Consider the following 19,201-nt stretch of genomic DNA (forward strand, 5'->3'; position numbering starts at 1 on the left):
CTGCCTGCTGCACATCCGTCTCCTGTTTCGGGACGGACCTTAGCTCGCGAAGCTTGCGCGAAGGCTACGTGCTAGAACCCCTTCTCGATACGAGAATAGGCCAGCAGCGTGAAGGAGTTGATCTGCGCACCGACGAACGGCGCGGTCAGGGCCAGCACGACGAAAATGACGATGATCTTCGGCACGAAGGTCAGCGTCATTTCCTGAATCTGCGTCAGCGCCTGGAAAAGTGCGATGCCGATGCCTGCAAGCATGGCGGCAAGCACCGCCGGACCGCTTGCCATAAGCACGGTCCAGATCGCAGAATTGACGATATCAAGCGCGTCGGCTTCGTTCACCGCATCGGTCCTAGCTGATCTTGACGCCTGCGCCGATCATCAGCGTCTTGCCGTCTTCCAGTTCGGCCAGCATGCCGTTTGACTGGATGGTAACGGATTTCACGACGCCCGATATGCTGCCATCGGCATTGGTCAGCGTGCGACCGATCCAGCCTTCGGCCTGTGTCAGAGACGTATTGGCGATCAGCGTTTCAAGCTTGCTGTTCATCTGCACGGCCTGCTCGACATTGGAGAATGTCGCAAGCTGCGAAACATATTGCGTCGCGTCCATGGGCTGCGTCGGATCCTGATTTTGCATCTGGGTCACCAGAAGCTTCAGGAAGGAATTATAATCGACGCTCGCCTTGTTGGCCGCGGAATTGCTGTTGTTCGTCGTGTTGTTATTCGTCGTATTTGTGCCAATCGGCGGTGTCGTGGTCATGGGTTTGCCTCCGCAGATTTCCGGGTCGCAGCCACGGGCAAAACAGGGCTCTCAAGGCCCATCAGTTCGGCCTCGCGTGGATATTGCGCGCGAATTGTCTTGAGCGCCTCGAAAATGCGCCCGTTATGCACCAGCTCGTCGACCAGCTTCAGCGCATTCAGGATTTCCGCATCCTTGAACGTCGAGAACATGCCTTTCAGCATCTGTGCGAAAGTGGAGTGGGCCTGTTCGCGCATGGCCGGTTCGATCAGCATCATCTGCGCGGCGAAATAGAGCTGGCGCAACGGCGTGGTCGTGTCTTCCGGCTGGAGAACATGGTTTTCCAGAAGGAAGGTCGCATCGTTCAGGAGTTCGAGCGAGACCTTGCGGTCGGCTCTCAGTACGGCACCGTTGATGAAGATTCGTTCGCCCGCGCGCAGCGAAAGGCGAATGGCCGGTTTTCCGTTTGGGGTCATCTCAAAGCCCATCCCGGATCGACTGTGTGATCTCGATCAGCGTGGCGTAATCATTGCTTTCGCCCTGGCGGATGCGCTCGATTTCCTTCAGCACGAAAATACCGACGGAAATGATCGCAGCCTTCAGTTCCTTCGGCAGCACATTTTCCTCGGACCCCAGATCATCGATGATCGTGGTCCAGAGCTTTGTCGTGAAATAGGTCGCGTCAATTGCCTCACGCGAGCCGCTGCCATTTGCCTTCGCCGCCTCGAGCATTGCGATGGAACGGTCGAACAATGCCCGTTCCCGTTCCTTGGCGCTCGCCATATCGTCATTCATGACATCTTCGTAGCGCATCTGATACATGGTTTCTCCGTCTATCAGTTCGGACGGGCTCGCATCATGCTGCGTCCGTCCTCATTTCATCTCAACTATCTGAGATAGTTGAGCAGGCTCATATTCTGCAGCTGAACCGTCAGCGAATAGGACGTTTCGATCTGTGTCTTCAGAGCGTTGACGCGTGTCGCCGCTTCATAAGGATCGACTTCTTCGAGATTGAGAACGGACTGGTTCAGGATCTTTTGCTGCGCCACAATGCGCGTGGTTGCAGCTTCGGTGCGCGACTGGGCGAGACCAAGCGTCGTCTGTTGCGACGTCGTTTCGGTGATTGCAGTCGTCGTGGTCTGCATCGCCTTTTCAGTCAGGGCATTGAAAGCGGAATTGTTGAGGCCGATGGTTGCAAATTCGGCCACCATAACCGCCGACATGATGGTCTTGCGGAAACCGTCGGCATTGGCCGAGATCGATGTATCCGCCGTTTCTGTCGGCGAAATACGGCTCTTGATCACCGTGTCCGATGCATCCGACCAGTTTGCGGCCCAGTTGGCATCGTTGAACTCGTCGGCGAAATCACCGTCCAGAAAGGCCTTCATTTCATCGCCGGTGATGTTCGCCACCTGCGGATCGTCGATGGCAAAGCCGAAATGCGTCTGAAACGCCTGTCGCACTGCTGTTTGCGCAGCGCTGCCTTCGGTATAGTCGGCAACCGGCTTCACATCGGTGTTCACACCGGCGAAGATATATTCGCCGTTATAGCTGGTGTTGAGCAGACCGGTGACAGAATTGAGAATGGACTTTGCCGACTTTGCAATCGTGGCAGCGCTTTCAACGGTATTGTTGGCGCCAGTCAGATCACCCAGAAAATTCTGCGTGTTCTCGATGATCGTACCGGCAGCGGTCTGCGTCGCATTCATGCGCTGCTGCACCAGCTTGTTCATGTCTGTTAGCACGGTCAGACGGTCATATTCCTTGCGCAACGATACGGTCTGGCCAGACTTGGAGCCAAGCGACAGGCCGACATCGAACACGGTTCCCGTGGTCGCTTCCTGCTGCGCCTTCAACATCTCGGCCTTGTTCTTCGCCACAAGGGCTCGCAGGGCTGACGTTGCGCCATAGGTGGAAATCGATTGCGCTTTCATTGGCCTCACACCGCGTTGAGAAGATCGTCGAGCATTGCGCTGATCGTGGTCAGCACCCGGCTCGATGCCTGATAGGAATGTTCAAGATCGAGAAGCAGCGCCATTTCGGTATCCATATCGACACCGTTGGCGTTGGAGAGGGCTGTGTCTGCCTGACCGGCAACCGTCGCATTATAGGAGAATTCGCTGTTGGCCTTCTGGCGCTTGCCTTCAAGCCAGCTGATCGACGATGAGCTGTAGTCCGTCAGGCTGGAGTTTGTCGCCAGACCCGCCACCGAATTGAAGGTCATCGGCTCCGAAAATGCTTCGTTGAGCGCACGCAGGCGATCGCTGAAACCTGCCCCACCTTCAGTATTATATTTGTAGTCAGGCCCGTTGGCCCCACCGTCGCGCAGAAGAAGTGAGCTGCCGCCGTCAGACGTAACGAAAGCCGAAGACACCTTGATGGTGCCTGCAATACCTGCCGAAAGGCCTGCACCAGGAACATCCGGCGATCCGCCCCAGCTGAACAGGCCCGTCTTGTCCGCGCCAACACCGGTCTGGTCGCTTTCAGCGAACATCGTCACCAGATTGCGTGCAATCTCATCAAGCTGCATCTGGTATTGCGGGGCGATCTGGTCACGCAACTGCAGCAATCCGCTCAGGCGGCCCGTTCCATAAGGCTGGTCGAACGTCTCGTGGTTGAGCGGAACGCCATCCACCAGCACCGCCTTGCCGGCAATACCCGGCGCCAGCACAGTCGATTGCTCGAAGCTCACCTTGCGCGCCGTGGTCTCGAACAGTGTCACGCCGTTTTCGGCAAAAATGACCATGTCATTATCGCCGCGCATCATGGTGGTGATGCCGATCTCGCCGGAAAGCTGCTTCAGGATCGAGTCGCGCTGATCCATGTAGTCGGAGACATCGCGATTGGCGCGCGTACCGCCGACGATCTCCTGATTGATCTTTTCGAACTTGGCGAGAAGATCATTGATGTTGGCGACAGAATCCGCGATTTCACGGTCCGCATCATTGCGCAGCGACTGAACCTGCTTGGTTCCGGCATTGAGCGCATTGGCAAGCGATTGCGCCGTGGAAACAACACTGTCGCCAAGCGCGCTGTTGGACGGAGAAGCGGCAAAGGTCTGGAGTGCATCGCGCAAATCGCCGATCAGTGCCGATGGCGAACCGGAATAATTATCTGCCGAATAAAGCGACGAAAGGCGGTCAAGCCCGCCTGCGAGAATGGAAGAGGAAGAAGCCGTACTGTTGGACTGGATGAACTTGTTGAACAAGGCTTCATCCGCCGACCGGCTGATGCCCACGTAAAGAGAACCGTAGGGCCCCGATACGAGAGAAGCCGTGCGCCGGGAATAATCCGGATCGTTGGCGCCCGCAATATTGCGAGAGACAACGGAGGTCTGCTTGGACGTTGCCGCAAGCGAACTTTTGGCCGTCAGAAGAGCAGAACTAAGCGACATCTTACCCCATCCTACAAGTGCATCCCCGAAAAGCGCGAAGCGGTCTCGCGTCCGGAAATGCGGCTAAAACAAACACCTGGAAAGCCCCTGATAATTCCGCTTATATCGGAACTGCCCCAGCGTGCGCGGACCGTACCTGTTGCCTGAACGGTCCGTATTCTCAATGCTGCAATTCCGGGGAAGACTTCTTTGCCATCCCCGGAATCGTCTCGATTTATCTCTTCAGATTGACCAGCACGTCCATCAGTTCGGAGCCGGTCTGGAAGACTTTCGAATTGGCTGTGTAGCTGCGCTGCGCCTCGATCATGTCGGTCAGCTCCTGCGCGATATCGGCGTTGGATTCCTCCAATGTGCCCGACATGATCTTGCCCAGACCTTTACTCTGGGGATAGCCGAGATTGACCTCGCCCGATTCCGCGCTCGGCAGGAACACGTTGCCGCTCACAACCGTCATGCGATCAGGGCTTGCCACATTGGCCAGCGGAATGCGCGCCAGAACCTTCTGCGTGCCGTTTTCGTAGATGGCAACGACGGAACCATCATTGGCCACATCCACGCCTTTGACCGCAGATGGTGCCTGACCGTTAATCTGCGCCTGCGAAATGGTGTAGTCACCGGCGCGCTGCGTCGATGCTCCCAGATTAAGGTTGAGGTTCTGGCCGCCATAAGGCCCAAGATCGACCGCAATGCCACCTGCAGACGTCATGTCGCCGGTGGTCGGATCGAATGTCAGCGCTGTCGGGCCGCCAACCACCACATTGTCGGCAGCATTCTTGACCGTGACGCTCCATTCATCCGCGCCGGTCTTGGTGAAATAGACATCGAGCGTGATCTTCTCGCCCTTGTCATTATAGGAGATCAGCGACGTCTTATGATTGAACTCGCCAGCTGCCGGGACCTGATCGGTAGACGGCAAATTAACGGTGAAGTTGCCCGACGTGCTGGCCTCGGCAGGAAGTGCGGCGCTGTTGACATTGATGATGTTCAAACCGGGAACCGTCAGGGCGCCAGCCGGGTCGTTCGGGCCCGCGCCCAACAGATAATAGCCGGCTGAGTTGACCAGGTTGCCGTTCTTGTCGGGAACGAAGGAGCCAGCCCGGGTCAGGAAGGTCGAGCCGTCCGCTCCCTGCACCACAAAATAACCGTTGCCGTCGATGGCAAGGTCTGTCGTGGACGATGTGGAGCGGATGCCGCCCTGGTCGGAAATGCCGTAACGAACATCAGTCAGAACGCTGCCGGAATTATACTGTCCGCCAGTGCTGGGCAGAACGAGCGACGAAAACTGGGTTTCCGCACGCTTGTAACCGACGGTGCTCGCATTCGCGATGTTGTCAGCGACCGCCGACAGGCGGTTCGCCTGCGCGTTCATTCCCGAAACACCGGTCCGCATCATACCGTAGAGGCTCATTGGCAGCTCCTGATTAGTTGTAGCAACCAGCTCAAAGTCCGAAACTATCGGGCTGGAATTCGTAAAACCGAGCGACTGAATCGGCACACCGATCCAATCATCCGCGGTAAAGCTAATGGACCACGCTTGCGTGAAACTGTAGCCTCGGGATTTTCTACGCTTTTACTGAGGGGACAGGCGCGATTTCAGAAATCCGGAAATGTGCTCGAAATCGCGATACTGGGGATTATGGAGATGCAGCAATATCACTCGATATTGATGCAGTAGCCGAGGAAGCGCTTGGAATCGATCGGATCGAAACCCATCTGCTCACGCAGCTTTTTCCGCAACTTACTGATATGGCTTTCAACGACGTTCTCTTCGACTTCACTGTCGAAGATGCCGTAGATCGCGCTGAAAATCTGCGCCTTGTTGAGGCGGCGACCGCGATTGGCGATCAAATATTCCAGGATGCGGCGCTCGCGACGCGGCAGTGGAAAATCGATGCCATTGATCTGCGGATCACGACCATCGGAGAAAACACGGATCGGACCGAGCTCCGTGCCGCTATCATTGGAAGCAGCTGATGCACCTGCACGGCGGCGGATCGCATTGATGCGCGCAAGGATTTCACGCACATGCACCGGTTTGCGAACAACATCGTCAACCCCGGATTGAAACAGCTCAAGTGTATGTTCAAGCGAGGGGCGATCGTTGACGGCGATGACGGGCGCCTTGCAGCGTTCACGAATCCGGGCTGGAAGGCGATGCTGATCTGCACATTCGCCGATCAGAAAAGCTTCGACAGCCATAATATCCTGTTGTGGAACGCTCTCGACCCATTCGTCGAAATCGGTAGGGGTAAAACCTGTTGTCGTGATGCCTTCGCGACCGAACCAGGAAGAGTATCCTTCAGTCACTATGTCTCTGTCGTCTACGACAACAATCATCGGCCCGCCTTCCGAATCAATATGTTAGCCCAAGCACGATAGGAATAACTGGCAGGAGGAATCAGCAACAATGGCAATTAATTGCCCGCAATATATTGGGAGGTAATTTAGTATATTCTAATTTAATGGGAATCGCACTGATTGCAATGCGCCTACCTCTTTAGCCGTAAGAACCTTAACCAGATGTCAACGGCTCACGAACTTTTACGATTCTTTACAAGGGCTTAAAAATCCACGTGCTAATTTAGCGCCCACCGGGCTCGGCAATCATAGGTTGAGCACAGGCAAGCCGGGTGTATCTGACGTTCTGTTACAACCTGTAAAATTCCAAGGGATCCCTGTTCAGCCGAAGCAGAAGCTTCGCGCCTGTGGCGTCCAGTTTCCGAAGCCGGTGGCGACCATATTCGTCATCACGCGACAGACATAACGCTTCTGGGCGGGGTCGTTGTTCGGCCCTGCGTGATAGCGTGCAACTGCCATCGTCCAGTTGCCTTCGCGCTGTCGAAGCTGCCGCAGAAAACGCGCCGCATAATCAACATTGAGGCTCGGCATCAGCATCGCGGCGACCGACGGAAATTCCTTGCCGTGATAATAGTAGTTGATCTGCATGCAACCGAGATCGACCAACTTCGCACCTTCGGCCCGCACTTCTTCGAAGCGCCTTACCGCCGCCATTTGCGATGGCATAAATTCGGCATGGCCTTCAATATTCATCGCATAAGGTTGCAGCGAGTTCTTGCGACCGGTTTCCGTGAGGCCGACCGCGTAGAGTATGCCAAGCGGCACATCGTAGCGGGCGGATGCCCGGTGCATTTCACGCTCGCAGATATTTTCGGCGCGGGCCGGGCTGCTATCAGACAACCAGGCCACGGCCATCATTGCGAGAAATGCCGCTCCCGCTGTCCTGAGCGGTTTGCATGTCTGAACGCTCGCGTCCTGCCTGACCGGATTCGCCATTCTGCCTGCCCTCGCCGCCCATAAAACCCGCCTGTGCCTCAGCGCCGTTTCGCCCGTCGAAGCCCTGCTGCATGTTGAAAGCTTGCTGCTGACCCGGTTGCTGGCCACTCGCCTGTTGCTGGCCCGCATTCTGCGATGCCTGCGCCTGCTGGACGGCACCTGCCGCGTTGCGGTCAGCGACGGTCACCGAAATTTTCGCATCGTCTGCAATGCCCGCCGCTTTCAGTGCTTTCTCAATCATCGAGCGGTCAGCGGCGAGCGCTTCCGCCGCATGGGTCTTTTCAGCGACGAGATGCACCTCGATACCTTCCGACGCCACACGGATACGCGCCGTCACCGCTCCAAGCTCAACCGGATCGAGCCTGATCTGCAAGGTCTTGACCGTTCCGAAGCTGCGCTCGGAAACCACCTGAATGTCGGCTATCCGGGCTGCTGCCTGCGATGGCGTGGCGGCTGCCTTGATGTCTGCAGGCGCGTTACCCTTTGCGGGTGGCTGCTGCTGGATATCGGCTCTGTCAGGCATTTGACCCGACTGCTGCTGTGCCGACCTCTTATCAGTTTTCAGAAGGCTGGCGAGATCGTCTGGAGCGTTTTCGGCCTGATTGTCGCCGGTAGCCTTCGGTGCGTCCTGATTGATTGCCTGATCCGGTTTGGTGCTGGCCGTCAGGATTGCTGCAGCCTTCGAAGGCACTGTTTCAGGCGTGCGCTTCTTCAGATCGGCCTGCAGCTCGCCCTCCTGCCCCTCGACCTGTTTCGGATCGATGTCTTTAATTAAGGCAGAAAGCGGATCGGGGGCATTTGTGTCGTTTTTCGCAGTATTCGGCGTGGAAAAACTGTGATTTGCCCCTTTCAATTCAGGCGAAGAAGCGTCCAAAGAAAGGAGATTTTGTGGCAAGGCAAACAGAGCGACCGGCTTTGAACCTTCCTCATCCTTCGTATCTGTCTCGTCCGAACCCGCATTGGCTTCGCTGTCGCTCTTCTTTTCGACCTTGCCCTGAGGCTTTTCGAGAAGCGAACTGAACAATTTTGCCGGGTCAGCATTATCCTGTGCCTCGCCCTCGGCTTTTGCCTGGGAAGGACCCAAATTTCGAGCGAGCGAAGCAAGTCGGCTGGTGGAATTCAGCAAAATATCAATGCTCATTGAACGGTCTTTCCTAGCAAGGCATCGATCTCGGCGAGCTTGCGCCGCGCATCTTCCATCGTTTTCTGCAAATCGTCTTCCGGCTGGTTTTTGACCGGCTTCATGCTAACCGCCGCCGGGGTCGGCTCAGGTTTTACGGCCTCATGCTCCTGCGAATCCGCCACTGCCATTGGCGGCACATCCCGTTCGGTGAGAGCGGGTTTTGCAGGCGGCAAAGCATCTGGAGTGCGTGTAACCACCGTGCCGACCGCTTCAGCGGCCTTCAACAATTTCCGGTCACGCTCCTGCAATTTGTCGGGTGAAATCTGCGACAGTTCACGCAGCGCACTGCCCGCCGAATCCGAAGCCACATCGCTTGCCGCCGCATAAAGATTGGCGCGGGTAGGGTCGGCCTTCAGCCTGTCAGCAAGTTTCTTCGCCTCTGCCGACATGAAACGCGCCCGTTCCGTCTGGCCATCAACGAGCGCACCGCGCGCGATTTGCAGATAAAGCGAATATTGCATCACCGGATCAGCAGAGCCGATCAGTTTTGCCAGCTCCGCATTGCCGATACGGTCGTTGAGTTTCACCGCAGCATCAACAAATTGCGCCATGAAATCACGCATATAGGGCGAACGTGGAAAGCGCTGGAGATAGTTGCGCGACAGGAGCCTGATCTTGTCAGCATCGCCGAGCTTGGCCGCAATCGGCATCGAACGGCGGATTGCCGCTTCCTCAAACAAGGTGCCCGGCGCATCGAGTCGCACCTGATCAAGCCGCATCAAGGCCGTCGCTGGGTCGAAGGCGGTCATCTGGCTCGCGGTGACAAGCACGATGGATGCCTTCAGTTCTGCCGGAACATCACGCGAAAGCGGCACCGAGAAAAGCTTCACGACTTCGATCGTCTGGCCGGAAGCATAGGCCAATGCGCCCTTGACCAGCTCCGGCGGCACCGCATCCGTCTTGAGGTCGGCAAGAACCTTGCGCACCGCTTCCGGATTGCCGCCGTTGAAGAGATAGATGATCGCCGCGTAGACATTTTCCGGATTGCTCCAGACGTCATTCGAAGCTCGGCCCATATCCGCGCTGACAAAGCCCAGAAGCTTGTTCAGCATCACCACTGCTTCCGGTTTTCCGGCGACGACCTGATCCTGCAGCATGCGCAGCGAACGCACGAGCTTGTAAGGCTCCAGCACCGGCAGCGCGCGGGTCTCAGCCGGTGCCTGCGTTTGCGCAAAGACTGGATAGGCCGCTCCCATCAGGGAGAAGCCTGCAACACATGCCAGCAAAGAGCGCATGGCGAGCTGCATCATGGAGCGGATTTCAGGAAAATATCGATGCGGCGGTTTTCAGCCGCATTCGGATCGTTGGCGTTCTTGGGCTGGCGGTCTGCATAGCCTTCAACGCGCAGCACACGCTTTTCATCGAGCCCGCCGCGAACCAGCATGTAATAAGCCATCTGCGCCCGCGCCGAAGACAGACGCCAGTTATCATAGGTCGCGCTCTTGAACGGCCGCGCATCCGTATGCCCACTGATGATGACTTCACCCGGCTGGCGGGAAATCACCTGCGCTATACGCTCCAGCATCTGCACCACCCGCGCATCCGGCTTGGCCGAGCCGATGGTGAACATGCCATAATCGATCTTGTCGGTGAGCTGGATCATCACACCGCCATCGACCGGAACGACCGTCACATCCGGCATTGGCTCGGCCTTCTTCGCCTCAATCCCGTCTTTCGCGGCTTCGCCCTCAGCTGCCTTCTTCAGGTCGGCAATGAGCTGCTCCTGCGTTTCTGCAGGCTTTGCAGCTTCCTCCGGCTTCGGCTGTGCTGTTTCCGACTTGGGTGGTGCGGCAGGCGCAGCATCGGGCGGGGTCAGGTCATCGACAGCCTTGCTCGACCAGTAATCCGGGCTGAACGGATCGCGATAGGCTTCACCGCCTTCGGCACCCGTTGCCGGACCGGATTGCGAGGTACCGCCATCGCCCTTGGCCGACTGGTTCTGCAGAACACCGGTTTCATGAGCCAGTTCCGAGAGGACCGCATAGGGTTCGCGGAAAAGCTGGCGCTTTTCCTGGTCGCTTGGCGGCGCAACCGTCGTATCGTTGATGACCTTCGTGCTGTTTTCGATCTTCTGGTCGCTCTCATAGCGAACCTTGCCGTCTTTTTCCTCGACGTCCTGCACGCCCTTGGAGCTTGAATGCCGGTCCATCAGCTTGACGGGGTTGAAATAGCTGGCAACCGCTGCCTTGGTTTCCTCATTGGCGGCATTGATGAGCCACATGACGAGGAAGAAGGCCATCATTGCAGTCATGAAGTCGGCATAGGCGATCTTCCATACGCCACCATGATGGCTGTCATGATCGTCGTGCCCGCCCCGGCGAACAATGATGATCTCACGTTTGGTTTCGGGATCGATGCTCATTGAACCGCAGCCTTCAATTCTTCAAGAAGCGGCGCGATGCGCGTTTCAAGCTTCCGGTCGCCAAAGGAAAAGGAAAGTTCTTCCGCCCCGGTTTCTGAAAACCGGCAACCATGCGGCAACAGGGCCGCATGATCGCGAAGCGGCGCAATCAGTCGCGCCGGACCGGAGATTTCCGGTGCTTCGCCATCGAGCGCCAGCGCCGCAATGCGCCGCGCAAATTCCGCGACCGCCTCACGCTCCATCTTTTCCGCCAGAAAAGGCATCAGGATTTCGGCGATCTGACCGGAAAAGTTTCGTTCAAGCGCGGTCAGCGCTTCGGTCAGACTACCCGCCAAGAGCAAGGCCTGCTCACGCGAAAATGCAGCGCGCAATGTCTCGATCTCGGTCTCATGTTCGCGCAGAAGCCGCGTCTTTTCAGCTTCGTAAAGCGCCTGAGCTTCCCGGTGGCCGTCCTCACGCCCTGCTTCGAATGCCAGGCGCTTTTCTTCCTCGATGGCGATGATGGCGGCGACTTCGGCCTGCTCGGCAGCGGCGGCTTTCTCAGCCGAAACGGGACGCTTCGCTCCATCGCCGCCTGCCTGCGGCGGGGGTGTGTCTTTCAGCGGCATCTGCGGCGCAGGCGCAGCAATGATCTCGATCGCCTCATCCTCGATATGATGGGTCGAAAAGTCGGGAAGATAACGGCTGAGGGAAAGCGCGCTCATCGTCAGGCCGCCTCAAGCTCCGGCATGGCCGAAGCCTTTACGGCCGATTCCCTCAATGGTTGGGCTTCGCGGCTCGCGGCGGTTTCGTGAATCCACTGCTTGAGAATGGAGGCGACGCGCTCCTCATCCATGTCGATCATCTGCTCCAGACGTAGCTTGGCAGGCATGCGCATGCGCTGGCGAAGATCGCTGAGGCTGGTCTTCATCTGATCGGCATAGGCCTCCGGCCCACCGATGACAGCCTGCACGCCTTCACCAGCCGCCTGACCGCCGACGAAATTCGGCATTGCCACTTCACTCGTCTCGCGGACTGCCACTTCCGTGCCGGTTGGCTTGGCATTCTGGTCACGCAGCAGCGGACGCAGACCGAACCAGATCAGGAGACCAACGGCGGCGAGGATTGCAAGCGCATTGACATAGGAGCCGCTCTGGCGAAGCACAGTATCGGTCCACGGCGTGGAGACCGGCTCCATATCGGCACCGGCAGGATCAAGGAAGTTCACCGCCGTCACATTGATGACGTCACCGCGATCCGCATTCAGACCGGCAGCCGTTGCAACGAGGTCGCGGATCTTGGTGATCTGCTGATCGACGAAATTGGCAGGCGGCGGCGTGGTACCCGCAGTTTCCAGAAGGCGCGCCTGATCGATGACCACGGCAATGGACAGCCGCTTGACGGCATAGCCGTCGCTGACGGTGGAGACCGTCTTGCTGTTCATTTCGTAATTGGTCAGCTCCTCGCGGCGGTCGGTCTTTTCCGTCGAGCTTTCGCCGTTGCGGTTCTGGATTTCTTCCTGCGGAATGTTCTGTTCCACACCGGTTGCATTGTCGTTACGATTGTTGCGGGAATCGCCGCTTTCACGGACAACACGTACGGAACGCTCGACGCGGGATTCAGGATCATAGGTCGTCTCGTTGATCTGGCGGCGGTCCGTATCGAGCACGGCCTGAACGCTCGTCTGGAAATGGCCAATGCCGAGATAAGGCGCCAGCGCCTTGCGAATGCTGTCATCCACATTGCCTGCAACCTGCTGTTCCAGCGAGGCGGTCATGAGGGCTGCGCCATTGGCAGCTTCGCCAGCCGATGCCAGCAGACGGCCGTTGGTGTCGAGAACAGTGACGGCGGAAGCATCAAGCGACGGGACGGCAGCGGCGACCAGCTGGCGGATGGACTGTGCGGATTCGGCAGCAAAGCCGCCTTCGGCGCGGATGACGACCGAGGCGGACGGCTTCTGGTCGCCGCGACGGAACGAGCCTTTTTCTGCCATGACTATGTGAACGCGCGCGGCTTTCACACCACGAATGGCCTGGATGGTGCGGGCGATTTCGCCTTCAAGCGCACGCACGCGGGTGATTTCCTGCATAAACGAGGTGAGGCCGAGCGAACCCATATTGTCGAACAGCTCGTAACCGGCATTGTTCGAGGTCGGCAGGCCCTTTTCAGCCAGATACATGCGGGCATTTTCAGCCTTGCCGATGGGCACGAGGATGGACGAGCCGTCAGCCTTCACGTCGAAAGGAATGCCTGCTTCACCGAGCGCAAGACCCATGCGGTTCACGTCGTCACGCGAAAGGCCGACATAGAGCGTCTCGTAGGATGGGCGGCTCAGATAGATGCTCGTATAGAGGATCGCGCCCATGAGTGCCGCGCCCACCAGTCCGAGCGCGATGAGTTTTCGCGCGCCGAGCTTGCCGAGCGTACCCTTGAGCTGTTCGATCAATTGCTGGAAATTCTGCTGCATCCACACCACCGCCATAATGATGGATGCAAACTAGCCCGCGAAGCTTGCGCGAAAGTGGCGGCTGATGAAGCAAGCGCTTTCTAATGCATGTCTCCCAAAAGTGGGAACCGCCTTCGCGGGGGACTCAGTCCACTGGACTGATTTCTGGTCCCGCTACGATGGGATAAAGACATGCATAAAAACAAAAGTTTAAAGCGGGTCGTAAGAGTACGATAAAACGCGACACGCTTTAATACAGAAATGAGCGCAAAGAATTGGGGCGCGGAATAAATCCCGCGCCCCGTTTTCCGCCCAAAGACATCCGATCCGATCAGGTCGGTTCGGATGCGAACCCCTGATTTACCTGAGAACTCGCGAGCGCCGGCAACCCGGCGCCCTTGCTGTCTACTCAGTTATGATTAGCCGCGGAACAGCGACAGGATCGACTGGTTCGACGAGTTGGCAATCGACAGAGCCTGAACGCCGAGCTGCTGCTGAACCTGCAGAGCCGACAGACGTGCCGATTCCTTGTTCATGTCAGCGTCAACGAGCGTGCCAACGCCCTTTTCAATGGAGTCCTGAAGACCCGACAGGAAGCTCTTCTGGCTGTCGATCTGCGACTTGGCTGCACCGAGGGTCGCTGCGCCGGTAGCCAGCGAAGCAAGAGCGGTTTCAACCGTGTTCAGAGCCGTGCCGATAGCAGCGTCGTCCGAGCCGGAAGTGAAGAAACCCGTACCCACGATCGTAGCGACCATGGTCTTCGCATCGGTGTCGGCAGCGGCAACGGTGATCTTGTCAACCGTGACGGTAGCACCAGAACGATTGTACGAAGCAACAACGTCGAGATCGGCGGTCGGGCCGTTCAGCAGGTTGGAACCAGCGTAATTGGCATTGCTGAGAGCAGAGTTGATGTTGGAAACGATCGACTTGATTTCAGTTTCGATCTTGGTCTTGTCTTCCGTGCTCGCACCCAGAGCCGAAACAAGCTTGGTCTTGATGTCGTCAACCGATTCACGAATCTTGTTGATCGCGGAATAAGCGGTGTCGACCTTGCCTGCGCCGAGGCCGAGAGCGTCCTGAACAGCCGAGTTGGCCTTGTTGTCGGACTTCATCGACGTCGCGATGGACCAGTACGAAGCATTGTCCGAAGCTTCCGAAATGCGGAGGCCGGTCGAGATACGGTTCTGGGTCGATTCCAGTGCCTTGTTGGTCGAGGAAAGCGTCTGGAGAGCGGTCAGAGCCGACGAATTTGTAAGAATGCTAGCCATAGTTTTTTGCCCCTTGGGAAAAACAATCTGAGGGACAGGCCGGGTTTTGGATTACCGGCATGGTGGAGCGGCATCATGCCTGTTGCCGCGTAACGCGCGGAAACCCACCATGAGCCGACAGTTAGAACCCAAACATTAAATAAAGGCTAATTTATTCAGTCGAAATTTAACGGATTCGCGGATTCCGATGCAGAAACTTGATTGGCACGGTTCGAAGCGTACCAAAATGGGTCAGGAGAAGGATCGTATGAGGCTTCCGACCAGAATATTCCAGCCATCGATCAGCACGAAGAACAGAATCTTGAACGGCAGCGAGATCACCGTCGGCGGCAGCATCATCATACCCATCGACATGGTGAGCGTCGCCACGACGAGGTCGATCACCAGAAATGGCAGCACGATCAGGAAGCCGATTTCAAAACCGCGCCGCAGTTCCGAGATCATGAAGGCTGGAACCAGCACGCGGAAATCAACGATACCATCATCGCCGGTGCGGAAAGACGGATCGGCGAGGTCTTCGAACAGACGCAGATCCTTGTCGCGCACCTGCCCCATCATGAATTCACGGAAAGGCTGCGATATTTCACCGAATGCAGCTTCCTGTGTGATTTCATTGCGCATCAGGGGCTGCACGCCATTGTTCCAGGCCCGGTCGAAGGCGGGCGCCATGACATAGAAGGTCATGAACAGGGCAAGCGAGATCATCACCATGCTGGCAGGCGCGGTCTGGAGGCCAAGCCCCGAACGCAAAAGCGAAAAGGCGATGGCAAAACGCGTGAAGCTCGTCACCATGATGAGCAGGCCCGGCGCAATGGAAAGCACCGTCAGAAGTCCGAACAACTGCACGATCTGGCCGCTCGCAGCACCACTGCCCGCAGGCAGCAGATTGTCGAGCGTCAGCGGCTGCTGCGCCTGTGCGGAAACGGTGAGAGCGAGCGTCAGGAGAACACCAAGACCAAGAAGTTTTTTCATTCTACGACCAGTGCCGAAATGAAAACGCGTTCGACAGCGCCTTCCGAACGCAGGCGTGCGCGTTCTTCCAAATCGGAGCGCAAATAGGCAAGCCCGGCCGCGCCCTGCAATTGCATGAGGTTGACACTGCGCAGGAAGCTCAGGAAATCATCGCCGACGCTTGCCGCCACCGCCGCCGGAATTTCATGGCCCGGTTTTGCCACCAGCGAGGCTTCGAGACGCACCCAGGTGTTCTGCGGAATGCCGAGATTGGTGATGATCGGCTGCAGGGGCACGACAGTGCCGATGGAGCGTGACTCGAAATCACCCTGCTTCGGCTTGTCTTCCTTGCCGGAAGGTTTGGCCGATGCCAGCTGATCGGCGGAGATCATGCCGCCCAGATACCAGCCGCCACCGCCCGCGATGACGGTCAGAACCGCGACGGCCGCCAGCAGCCCCGTCAGGGAGCCTTTCGCCTTACCGTCTTTTTCCGTTGCCGTCGTGTCACTCATGCTCAGCGCCCTAGAACGGAGAAACCTGATCGAGAATCTGCTGGCCGTATGGCGGCTGCTGAATCTCGCTCAGACGTCCGCGGCCACCATAGGAAATGCGGGCCTCGGCAATCTTGTCGTAGGAAATCGTGTTATTGCCGGAAATATCGCGCGGACGCACGACACCGGCGACATTCAGCACGCGCAGCTCATTGTTGACGCGCACTTCCTGCGACCCGCGGATAATCATGTTTCCATTGGGCAGCGTATCGGTGACGATGGCCGCAACCTGCAGGCGGATATCTTCACTGCGCTCGATGGTGCCCTTGCCCTTCGACTTGCTGTCGGAATGGGTGTTGAGCGAAGCATCCATGTCGCCGCCGGCCCCGGCACCCGTGCTGCTACTCGTGGCAAACGAACCACCGGCACCGTAAATGCCCTTCGACACACGCTCGCGATCCGTCTTGTTATCGAGATTGGCGCGATCGTTGATTGAAATGATGACCGTCAGGACATCACCCGGCGTCGCCGCACGCGGATCCTTGAAGAAATTGGTCGAACGCTGGTCCCAGAGCGAATAGGTCGCCTTGCTCGGACGCGCCGGATAACCGTTGAACTGCGGATTGTTCTGCATACCAAGATGGGCCGCAACCGGGGACAGATCGGGTGCCCGACCAATTTCCTCCGGTTTGGTGGCACAACCGGCCAGAAGAACCAGTACTGCTGCTGCAAGGGTTGCTCTGTTCATGCTGTTTTTCATTGAACCGTATTCCCGGACTGCGCCGCAGCGCGCTGATCCCTGCCCGACTGATCCTTCACAGCCTGCGGTGCAGTCGTCGTGCGCTGCGAACCGACGATGACGCGGGCCAGCTTGGCCGCCTTTTCCGGCGGCATTTCATTGAGGATGATGCTGGATACGCGCGGGTTGAGCTTGAGGATCAGGGCTGCCGCCGCTTCGTCGCCAATCAGCGCCATCTGCGCCGCCGCTGCATCGGGCTTCATTTTCGAGATGATGTCGACCAGCGAATCCTGCGCCTTGCTGACAAACTCGTCGCGGCGCTTCAGCCACATTTCATATTCCCGGCGCTTTTCCTCAAGCGCACGCATCCGTTCCTCGACATCGGCCTTCAGCTCGGTCAATTGCTTGGCCTGCAGCGCGTAGCGGGCGTCCGCCGCCTGATCGTCGATATTGCCGCAGAACTTGCGGATTTCATCGAGGTTGCCAAGCGGCGGCGAAGAAGCAAGCTGCTGTGCCGCCGATGCCTCTACCGGTACTGGAGCGGGCGTCGCCGCCTGCTGCGCCAATGCCGGAGCAGAGGCAGCCAGAAGCAGCGCTACTGCCGAACCATACCGGATCATTTTATGAGCCATGGTCATTGCACCACCAGTTCCGCATGAAGCGCGCCGGATGTCTTGATAGCTTGCAATATTGCGATGATGCCGGTCGGCTTCACGCCGATCTGGTTCAGGCCCTTCACCAGATTTTCAAGATTTGCGCCGGTCAGAATGCCAATCTTGGCGTTCTGCTGGTTGACGGCGATATCAGTGTTCGGTTCGACAGCCGTTACACCATCGCTGAACGGCTCTGGCTGAACGACCATCGGGGTTTCTGTTACACGAACCGTCAAGCTGCCATGGCTGATCGCTACTTTGGAGATACGCACCTTCTCGCCGATGACGACAGTTCCAGTCCGTTCGTCAACCACCACACGCGCCACTTCGTCAGTCGTGATCGGCAGGCCTTCAAGTTCCGCAAGAAAGCGCGCGGCAGGCACGTTCTTCGGACGCGACAGGCGGATCGTTTTGGCATCGCGCGCAATAGCGACACCGCGACCGTAACGGCGCTTGGCGAAGACATTGATCGTGTCGGCAGCGCGCACGGCAGTGGTGAAATCAGGATCGCGCAGCTCGACGATCATTTCGGTTTCCTTGCCGAAATTACCCGCCACTTCGCGTTCGACCAGCGCGCCATTGGGGATGCGACCGGAAGTCGGCACACCCTGCGTCACGCTTGCGGCTTCACCTTCCGCCGCAAAGCCGGACACGATCATGTTGCCCTGTGCAACGGCATAAATCTGATTGTCGGCACCCATGAGCTGGGTCATGACCAGTGTGCCGCCCTGCAGCGACGTCGCATCGCCGAGCGACGATACCGTCACATCGATGCGCGAACCGGCACCGGCAAAGGCGGGCAGGTTCGCTGTCACGATGACCGCAGCCGTGTTTTTCGAGCGGGTGGAGTTGCGCGGCGCGCTGATGCCGAGATTATCCAGCATGGCGCGCATGGACTGTTCGGTGAACGGCGAATTGCGCAGGCTGTCACCGGTGCCCTTGAGGCCGATGACAAGACCATAGCCCACAAGCTGGTTTTCACGCACGCCCTGAATGGTGGCGATATCCTTCAGGCGCGCAACCGCGCTTCCCCGGCCAAGTTCGGCATAGGCCATTTTCGACGGATCGCCACCCGAGCCAAGCCAATCGGCATCGGCATCCACTGCGGAACCGAATTCCCGCGCATTCTTCGACGACTCATCCGCAAATCCTGCAACAGGCTGGAAAACGAGCGCCAGGACGGCGAACAAAGTAGCAATCTGGGCGGCGCAAGTCTTTCTCACTGCATCCCCACCTGAATGCGCCCATTGGCCAGCACCGTACCTGACACGATGATGCCGCTGTCGACGTTACGAACCTTGATGAAATCGCCAGCCGCACCGGATTCGAGCGGTGTGCCCATGGCGGTTATGGTCAGCGTACCGGCGGTAAAGACCAGCGGTGCCGGAACACCGCGTGTAACCAGAGACGGCTCCCCCAATGCGGAAACGAGGATTGGCTTGCCGGGGAGCAGCGTCTTGCGCGCCACCTTGCCTGCCGCCTGATCCGGGGATAGCACATATTGGGTCGCCGCCGGCGCATTGATGAAGAACTGCTTCTCCAGCAATGCCGTATCGCTTACGATCTGGCCGGGATAGACGGTGGCCGAAGGCACCACAAAGGCGATGCGGTCTGCCGCACTTGCGCCAGCCATTGCGGCAAGCAGGAAGCCACCGGCAAGAACCAGCCTTTTCTTTTGAAAGATCGCCTTCACACAGCCCATC

21 protein-coding genes are annotated in these 19,201 nt (G+C 57.9%); all 21 read right to left on the reverse strand.

Annotated elements, in window-relative coordinates; genetic code table 11:
• Positions 1–71: 71 nt before the first annotated feature.
• Entirely contained in the window at positions 72–338 is a 267-nt protein-coding gene (fliQ, locus tag AC1RHM_RS05475) for a flagellar biosynthesis protein FliQ (protein WP_006469393.1), read from the reverse strand.
• 10 nt (positions 339–348) lie between these two features.
• The gene (gene flgD, locus AC1RHM_RS05480) at positions 349–759 is read right to left on the reverse strand and encodes a flagellar hook assembly protein FlgD (RefSeq protein WP_010660750.1); all 411 of its coding nucleotides are present in this window, start codon (positions 757–759) and stop codon (positions 349–351) included.
• Positions 756–1,214 (reverse strand): flagellar biosynthesis repressor FlbT, encoded by a 459-nt coding sequence (flbT, locus tag AC1RHM_RS05485; protein ID WP_012093496.1) that lies wholly within the window; start codon positions 1,212–1,214, stop codon positions 756–758. The genes flgD and flbT overlap by 4 nt, the downstream gene beginning before the upstream one ends.
• 1 nt (position 1,215) lies before the next feature.
• Positions 1,216–1,560 (reverse strand): flagellar biosynthesis regulator FlaF, encoded by a 345-nt coding sequence (flaF, locus tag AC1RHM_RS05490; RefSeq protein ID WP_010660748.1) that lies wholly within the window; start codon positions 1,558–1,560, stop codon positions 1,216–1,218.
• 65 nt (positions 1,561–1,625) lie between these two features.
• On the reverse strand, positions 1,626–2,672 hold the full coding sequence (locus AC1RHM_RS05495) for a flagellar hook-associated family protein (protein ID WP_029929853.1): 1,047 nt from the start codon (positions 2,670–2,672) through the stop codon (positions 1,626–1,628).
• 5 nt (positions 2,673–2,677) lie between these two features.
• Positions 2,678–4,132: a flagellar hook-associated protein FlgK gene (gene flgK, locus AC1RHM_RS05500; RefSeq protein WP_151607538.1), complete on the reverse strand. Its 1,455-nt coding sequence runs from the start codon at positions 4,130–4,132 to the stop codon at positions 2,678–2,680.
• A gap of 214 nt (positions 4,133–4,346) precedes the next feature.
• Positions 4,347–5,540, reverse strand: coding sequence for a flagellar hook protein FlgE (locus tag AC1RHM_RS05505; protein WP_010660745.1), 1,194 nt, complete (start codon positions 5,538–5,540; stop codon positions 4,347–4,349).
• Between the two features lie 245 nt (positions 5,541–5,785).
• Positions 5,786–6,469, reverse strand: coding sequence for a flagellar transcriptional regulator FtcR (gene ftcR, locus AC1RHM_RS05510; RefSeq protein WP_010660744.1), 684 nt, complete (start codon positions 6,467–6,469; stop codon positions 5,786–5,788).
• A gap of 342 nt (positions 6,470–6,811) precedes the next feature.
• Positions 6,812–7,348: a transglycosylase SLT domain-containing protein gene (locus AC1RHM_RS05515; RefSeq protein WP_151576795.1), complete on the reverse strand. Its 537-nt coding sequence runs from the start codon at positions 7,346–7,348 to the stop codon at positions 6,812–6,814.
• Positions 7,323–8,567 carry a flagellar hook-length control protein FliK gene (gene fliK / locus AC1RHM_RS05520; RefSeq protein WP_151576794.1) on the reverse strand — a complete coding sequence of 415 codons (1,245 nt, stop codon included), beginning with the start codon at positions 8,565–8,567 and terminating at the stop codon, positions 7,323–7,325. The genes AC1RHM_RS05515 and fliK overlap by 26 nt, the downstream gene beginning before the upstream one ends.
• Positions 8,564–9,805, reverse strand: coding sequence for a chemotaxis protein (locus tag AC1RHM_RS05525; RefSeq protein ID WP_376749546.1), 1,242 nt, complete (start codon positions 9,803–9,805; stop codon positions 8,564–8,566). Before AC1RHM_RS05525 ends, fliK begins: the two co-directional genes overlap by 4 nt.
• 50 nt (positions 9,806–9,855) lie before the next feature.
• Positions 9,856–10,971, reverse strand: a complete 1,116-nt coding sequence (locus AC1RHM_RS05530) for a MotB family protein (RefSeq protein ID WP_492332490.1) — start codon at positions 10,969–10,971, stop codon at positions 9,856–9,858.
• Positions 10,968–11,675 carry a hypothetical protein gene (locus AC1RHM_RS05535; protein ID WP_151576791.1) on the reverse strand — a complete coding sequence of 236 codons (708 nt, stop codon included), beginning with the start codon at positions 11,673–11,675 and terminating at the stop codon, positions 10,968–10,970. Before AC1RHM_RS05535 ends, AC1RHM_RS05530 begins: the two co-directional genes overlap by 4 nt.
• 2 nt (positions 11,676–11,677) lie before the next feature.
• Entirely contained in the window at positions 11,678–13,432 is a 1,755-nt protein-coding gene (gene fliF, locus AC1RHM_RS05540) for a flagellar basal-body MS-ring/collar protein FliF (protein WP_010660738.1), read from the reverse strand.
• Positions 13,433–13,815: 383 nt separating this feature from the next.
• On the reverse strand, positions 13,816–14,664 hold the full coding sequence (locus AC1RHM_RS05545; RefSeq protein WP_010660737.1) for a flagellin N-terminal helical domain-containing protein: 849 nt from the start codon (positions 14,662–14,664) through the stop codon (positions 13,816–13,818).
• A 231-nt stretch (positions 14,665–14,895) separates the two neighbouring features.
• Positions 14,896–15,636: a flagellar type III secretion system pore protein FliP gene (fliP, locus tag AC1RHM_RS05550; RefSeq protein WP_010660736.1), complete on the reverse strand. Its 741-nt coding sequence runs from the start codon at positions 15,634–15,636 to the stop codon at positions 14,896–14,898.
• The gene (locus tag AC1RHM_RS05555) at positions 15,633–16,127 is read right to left on the reverse strand and encodes a flagellar basal body-associated FliL family protein (RefSeq protein WP_010660735.1); all 495 of its coding nucleotides are present in this window, start codon (positions 16,125–16,127) and stop codon (positions 15,633–15,635) included. The genes fliP and AC1RHM_RS05555 overlap by 4 nt, the downstream gene beginning before the upstream one ends.
• Positions 16,128–16,137: 10 nt before the next feature.
• Positions 16,138–16,866 carry a flagellar basal body L-ring protein FlgH gene (gene flgH / locus AC1RHM_RS05560; RefSeq protein ID WP_151576790.1) on the reverse strand — a complete coding sequence of 243 codons (729 nt, stop codon included), beginning with the start codon at positions 16,864–16,866 and terminating at the stop codon, positions 16,138–16,140.
• Positions 16,863–17,483, reverse strand: coding sequence for a MotE family protein (locus AC1RHM_RS05565; protein ID WP_010660733.1), 621 nt, complete (start codon positions 17,481–17,483; stop codon positions 16,863–16,865). Before AC1RHM_RS05565 ends, flgH begins: the two co-directional genes overlap by 4 nt.
• Positions 17,480–18,721: a flagellar basal body P-ring protein FlgI gene (locus tag AC1RHM_RS05570; protein ID WP_012093512.1), complete on the reverse strand. Its 1,242-nt coding sequence runs from the start codon at positions 18,719–18,721 to the stop codon at positions 17,480–17,482. The genes AC1RHM_RS05565 and AC1RHM_RS05570 overlap by 4 nt, the downstream gene beginning before the upstream one ends.
• Positions 18,718–19,200, reverse strand: a complete 483-nt coding sequence (gene flgA / locus AC1RHM_RS05575) for a flagellar basal body P-ring formation chaperone FlgA (protein ID WP_010660731.1) — start codon at positions 19,198–19,200, stop codon at positions 18,718–18,720. The genes AC1RHM_RS05570 and flgA overlap by 4 nt, the downstream gene beginning before the upstream one ends.
• Position 19,201: the final 1 nt, after the last annotated feature.

This window comes from Brucella sp. GW823-FHT04E01 (assembly GCF_058796175.1).

Excerpts from the sequence above, each read along its gene's own strand:
- ftcR (WP_010660744.1), bottom strand. The coding sequence starts at position 6,469 with ATGATTGTTGTCGTAGACGACAGAGACATAGTGACTGAAGGATACTCT.
- fliK (WP_151576794.1), bottom strand. The coding sequence starts at position 8,567 with ATGAGCATTGATATTTTGCTGAATTCCACCAGCCGACTTGCTTCGCTC.
- AC1RHM_RS05530 (WP_492332490.1), bottom strand. The coding sequence starts at position 10,971 with ATGAGCATCGATCCCGAAACCAAACGTGAGATCATCATTGTTCGCCGG.
- fliF (WP_010660738.1), bottom strand. The coding sequence starts at position 13,432 with ATGGCGGTGGTGTGGATGCAGCAGAATTTCCAGCAATTGATCGAACAG.
- AC1RHM_RS05525 (WP_376749546.1), bottom strand. The coding sequence starts at position 9,805 with ATGGGAGCGGCCTATCCAGTCTTTGCGCAAACGCAGGCACCGGCTGAG.
- AC1RHM_RS05515 (WP_151576795.1), bottom strand. The coding sequence starts at position 7,348 with ATGATGGCCGTGGCCTGGTTGTCTGATAGCAGCCCGGCCCGCGCCGAA.
- flgD (WP_010660750.1), bottom strand. The coding sequence starts at position 759 with ATGACCACGACACCGCCGATTGGCACAAATACGACGAATAACAACACG.
- AC1RHM_RS05555 (WP_010660735.1), bottom strand. The coding sequence starts at position 16,127 with ATGAGTGACACGACGGCAACGGAAAAAGACGGTAAGGCGAAAGGCTCC.
- AC1RHM_RS05495 (WP_029929853.1), bottom strand. The coding sequence starts at position 2,672 with ATGAAAGCGCAATCGATTTCCACCTATGGCGCAACGTCAGCCCTGCGA.
- flgH (WP_151576790.1), bottom strand. The coding sequence starts at position 16,866 with ATGAAAAACAGCATGAACAGAGCAACCCTTGCAGCAGCAGTACTGGTT.
- flaF (WP_010660748.1), bottom strand. The coding sequence starts at position 1,560 with ATGTATCAGATGCGCTACGAAGATGTCATGAATGACGATATGGCGAGC.
- AC1RHM_RS05545 (WP_010660737.1), bottom strand. The coding sequence starts at position 14,664 with ATGGCTAGCATTCTTACAAATTCGTCGGCTCTGACCGCTCTCCAGACG.
- AC1RHM_RS05505 (WP_010660745.1), bottom strand. The coding sequence starts at position 5,540 with ATGAGCCTCTACGGTATGATGCGGACCGGTGTTTCGGGAATGAACGCG.
- AC1RHM_RS05565 (WP_010660733.1), bottom strand. The coding sequence starts at position 17,483 with ATGACCATGGCTCATAAAATGATCCGGTATGGTTCGGCAGTAGCGCTG.
- flbT (WP_012093496.1), bottom strand. The coding sequence starts at position 1,214 with ATGACCCCAAACGGAAAACCGGCCATTCGCCTTTCGCTGCGCGCGGGC.
- flgK (WP_151607538.1), bottom strand. The coding sequence starts at position 4,132 with ATGTCGCTTAGTTCTGCTCTTCTGACGGCCAAAAGTTCGCTTGCGGCA.
- flgA (WP_010660731.1), bottom strand. The coding sequence starts at position 19,200 with ATGGGCTGTGTGAAGGCGATCTTTCAAAAGAAAAGGCTGGTTCTTGCC.
- fliP (WP_010660736.1), bottom strand. The coding sequence starts at position 15,636 with ATGAAAAAACTTCTTGGTCTTGGTGTTCTCCTGACGCTCGCTCTCACC.
- AC1RHM_RS05535 (WP_151576791.1), bottom strand. The coding sequence starts at position 11,675 with ATGAGCGCGCTTTCCCTCAGCCGTTATCTTCCCGACTTTTCGACCCAT.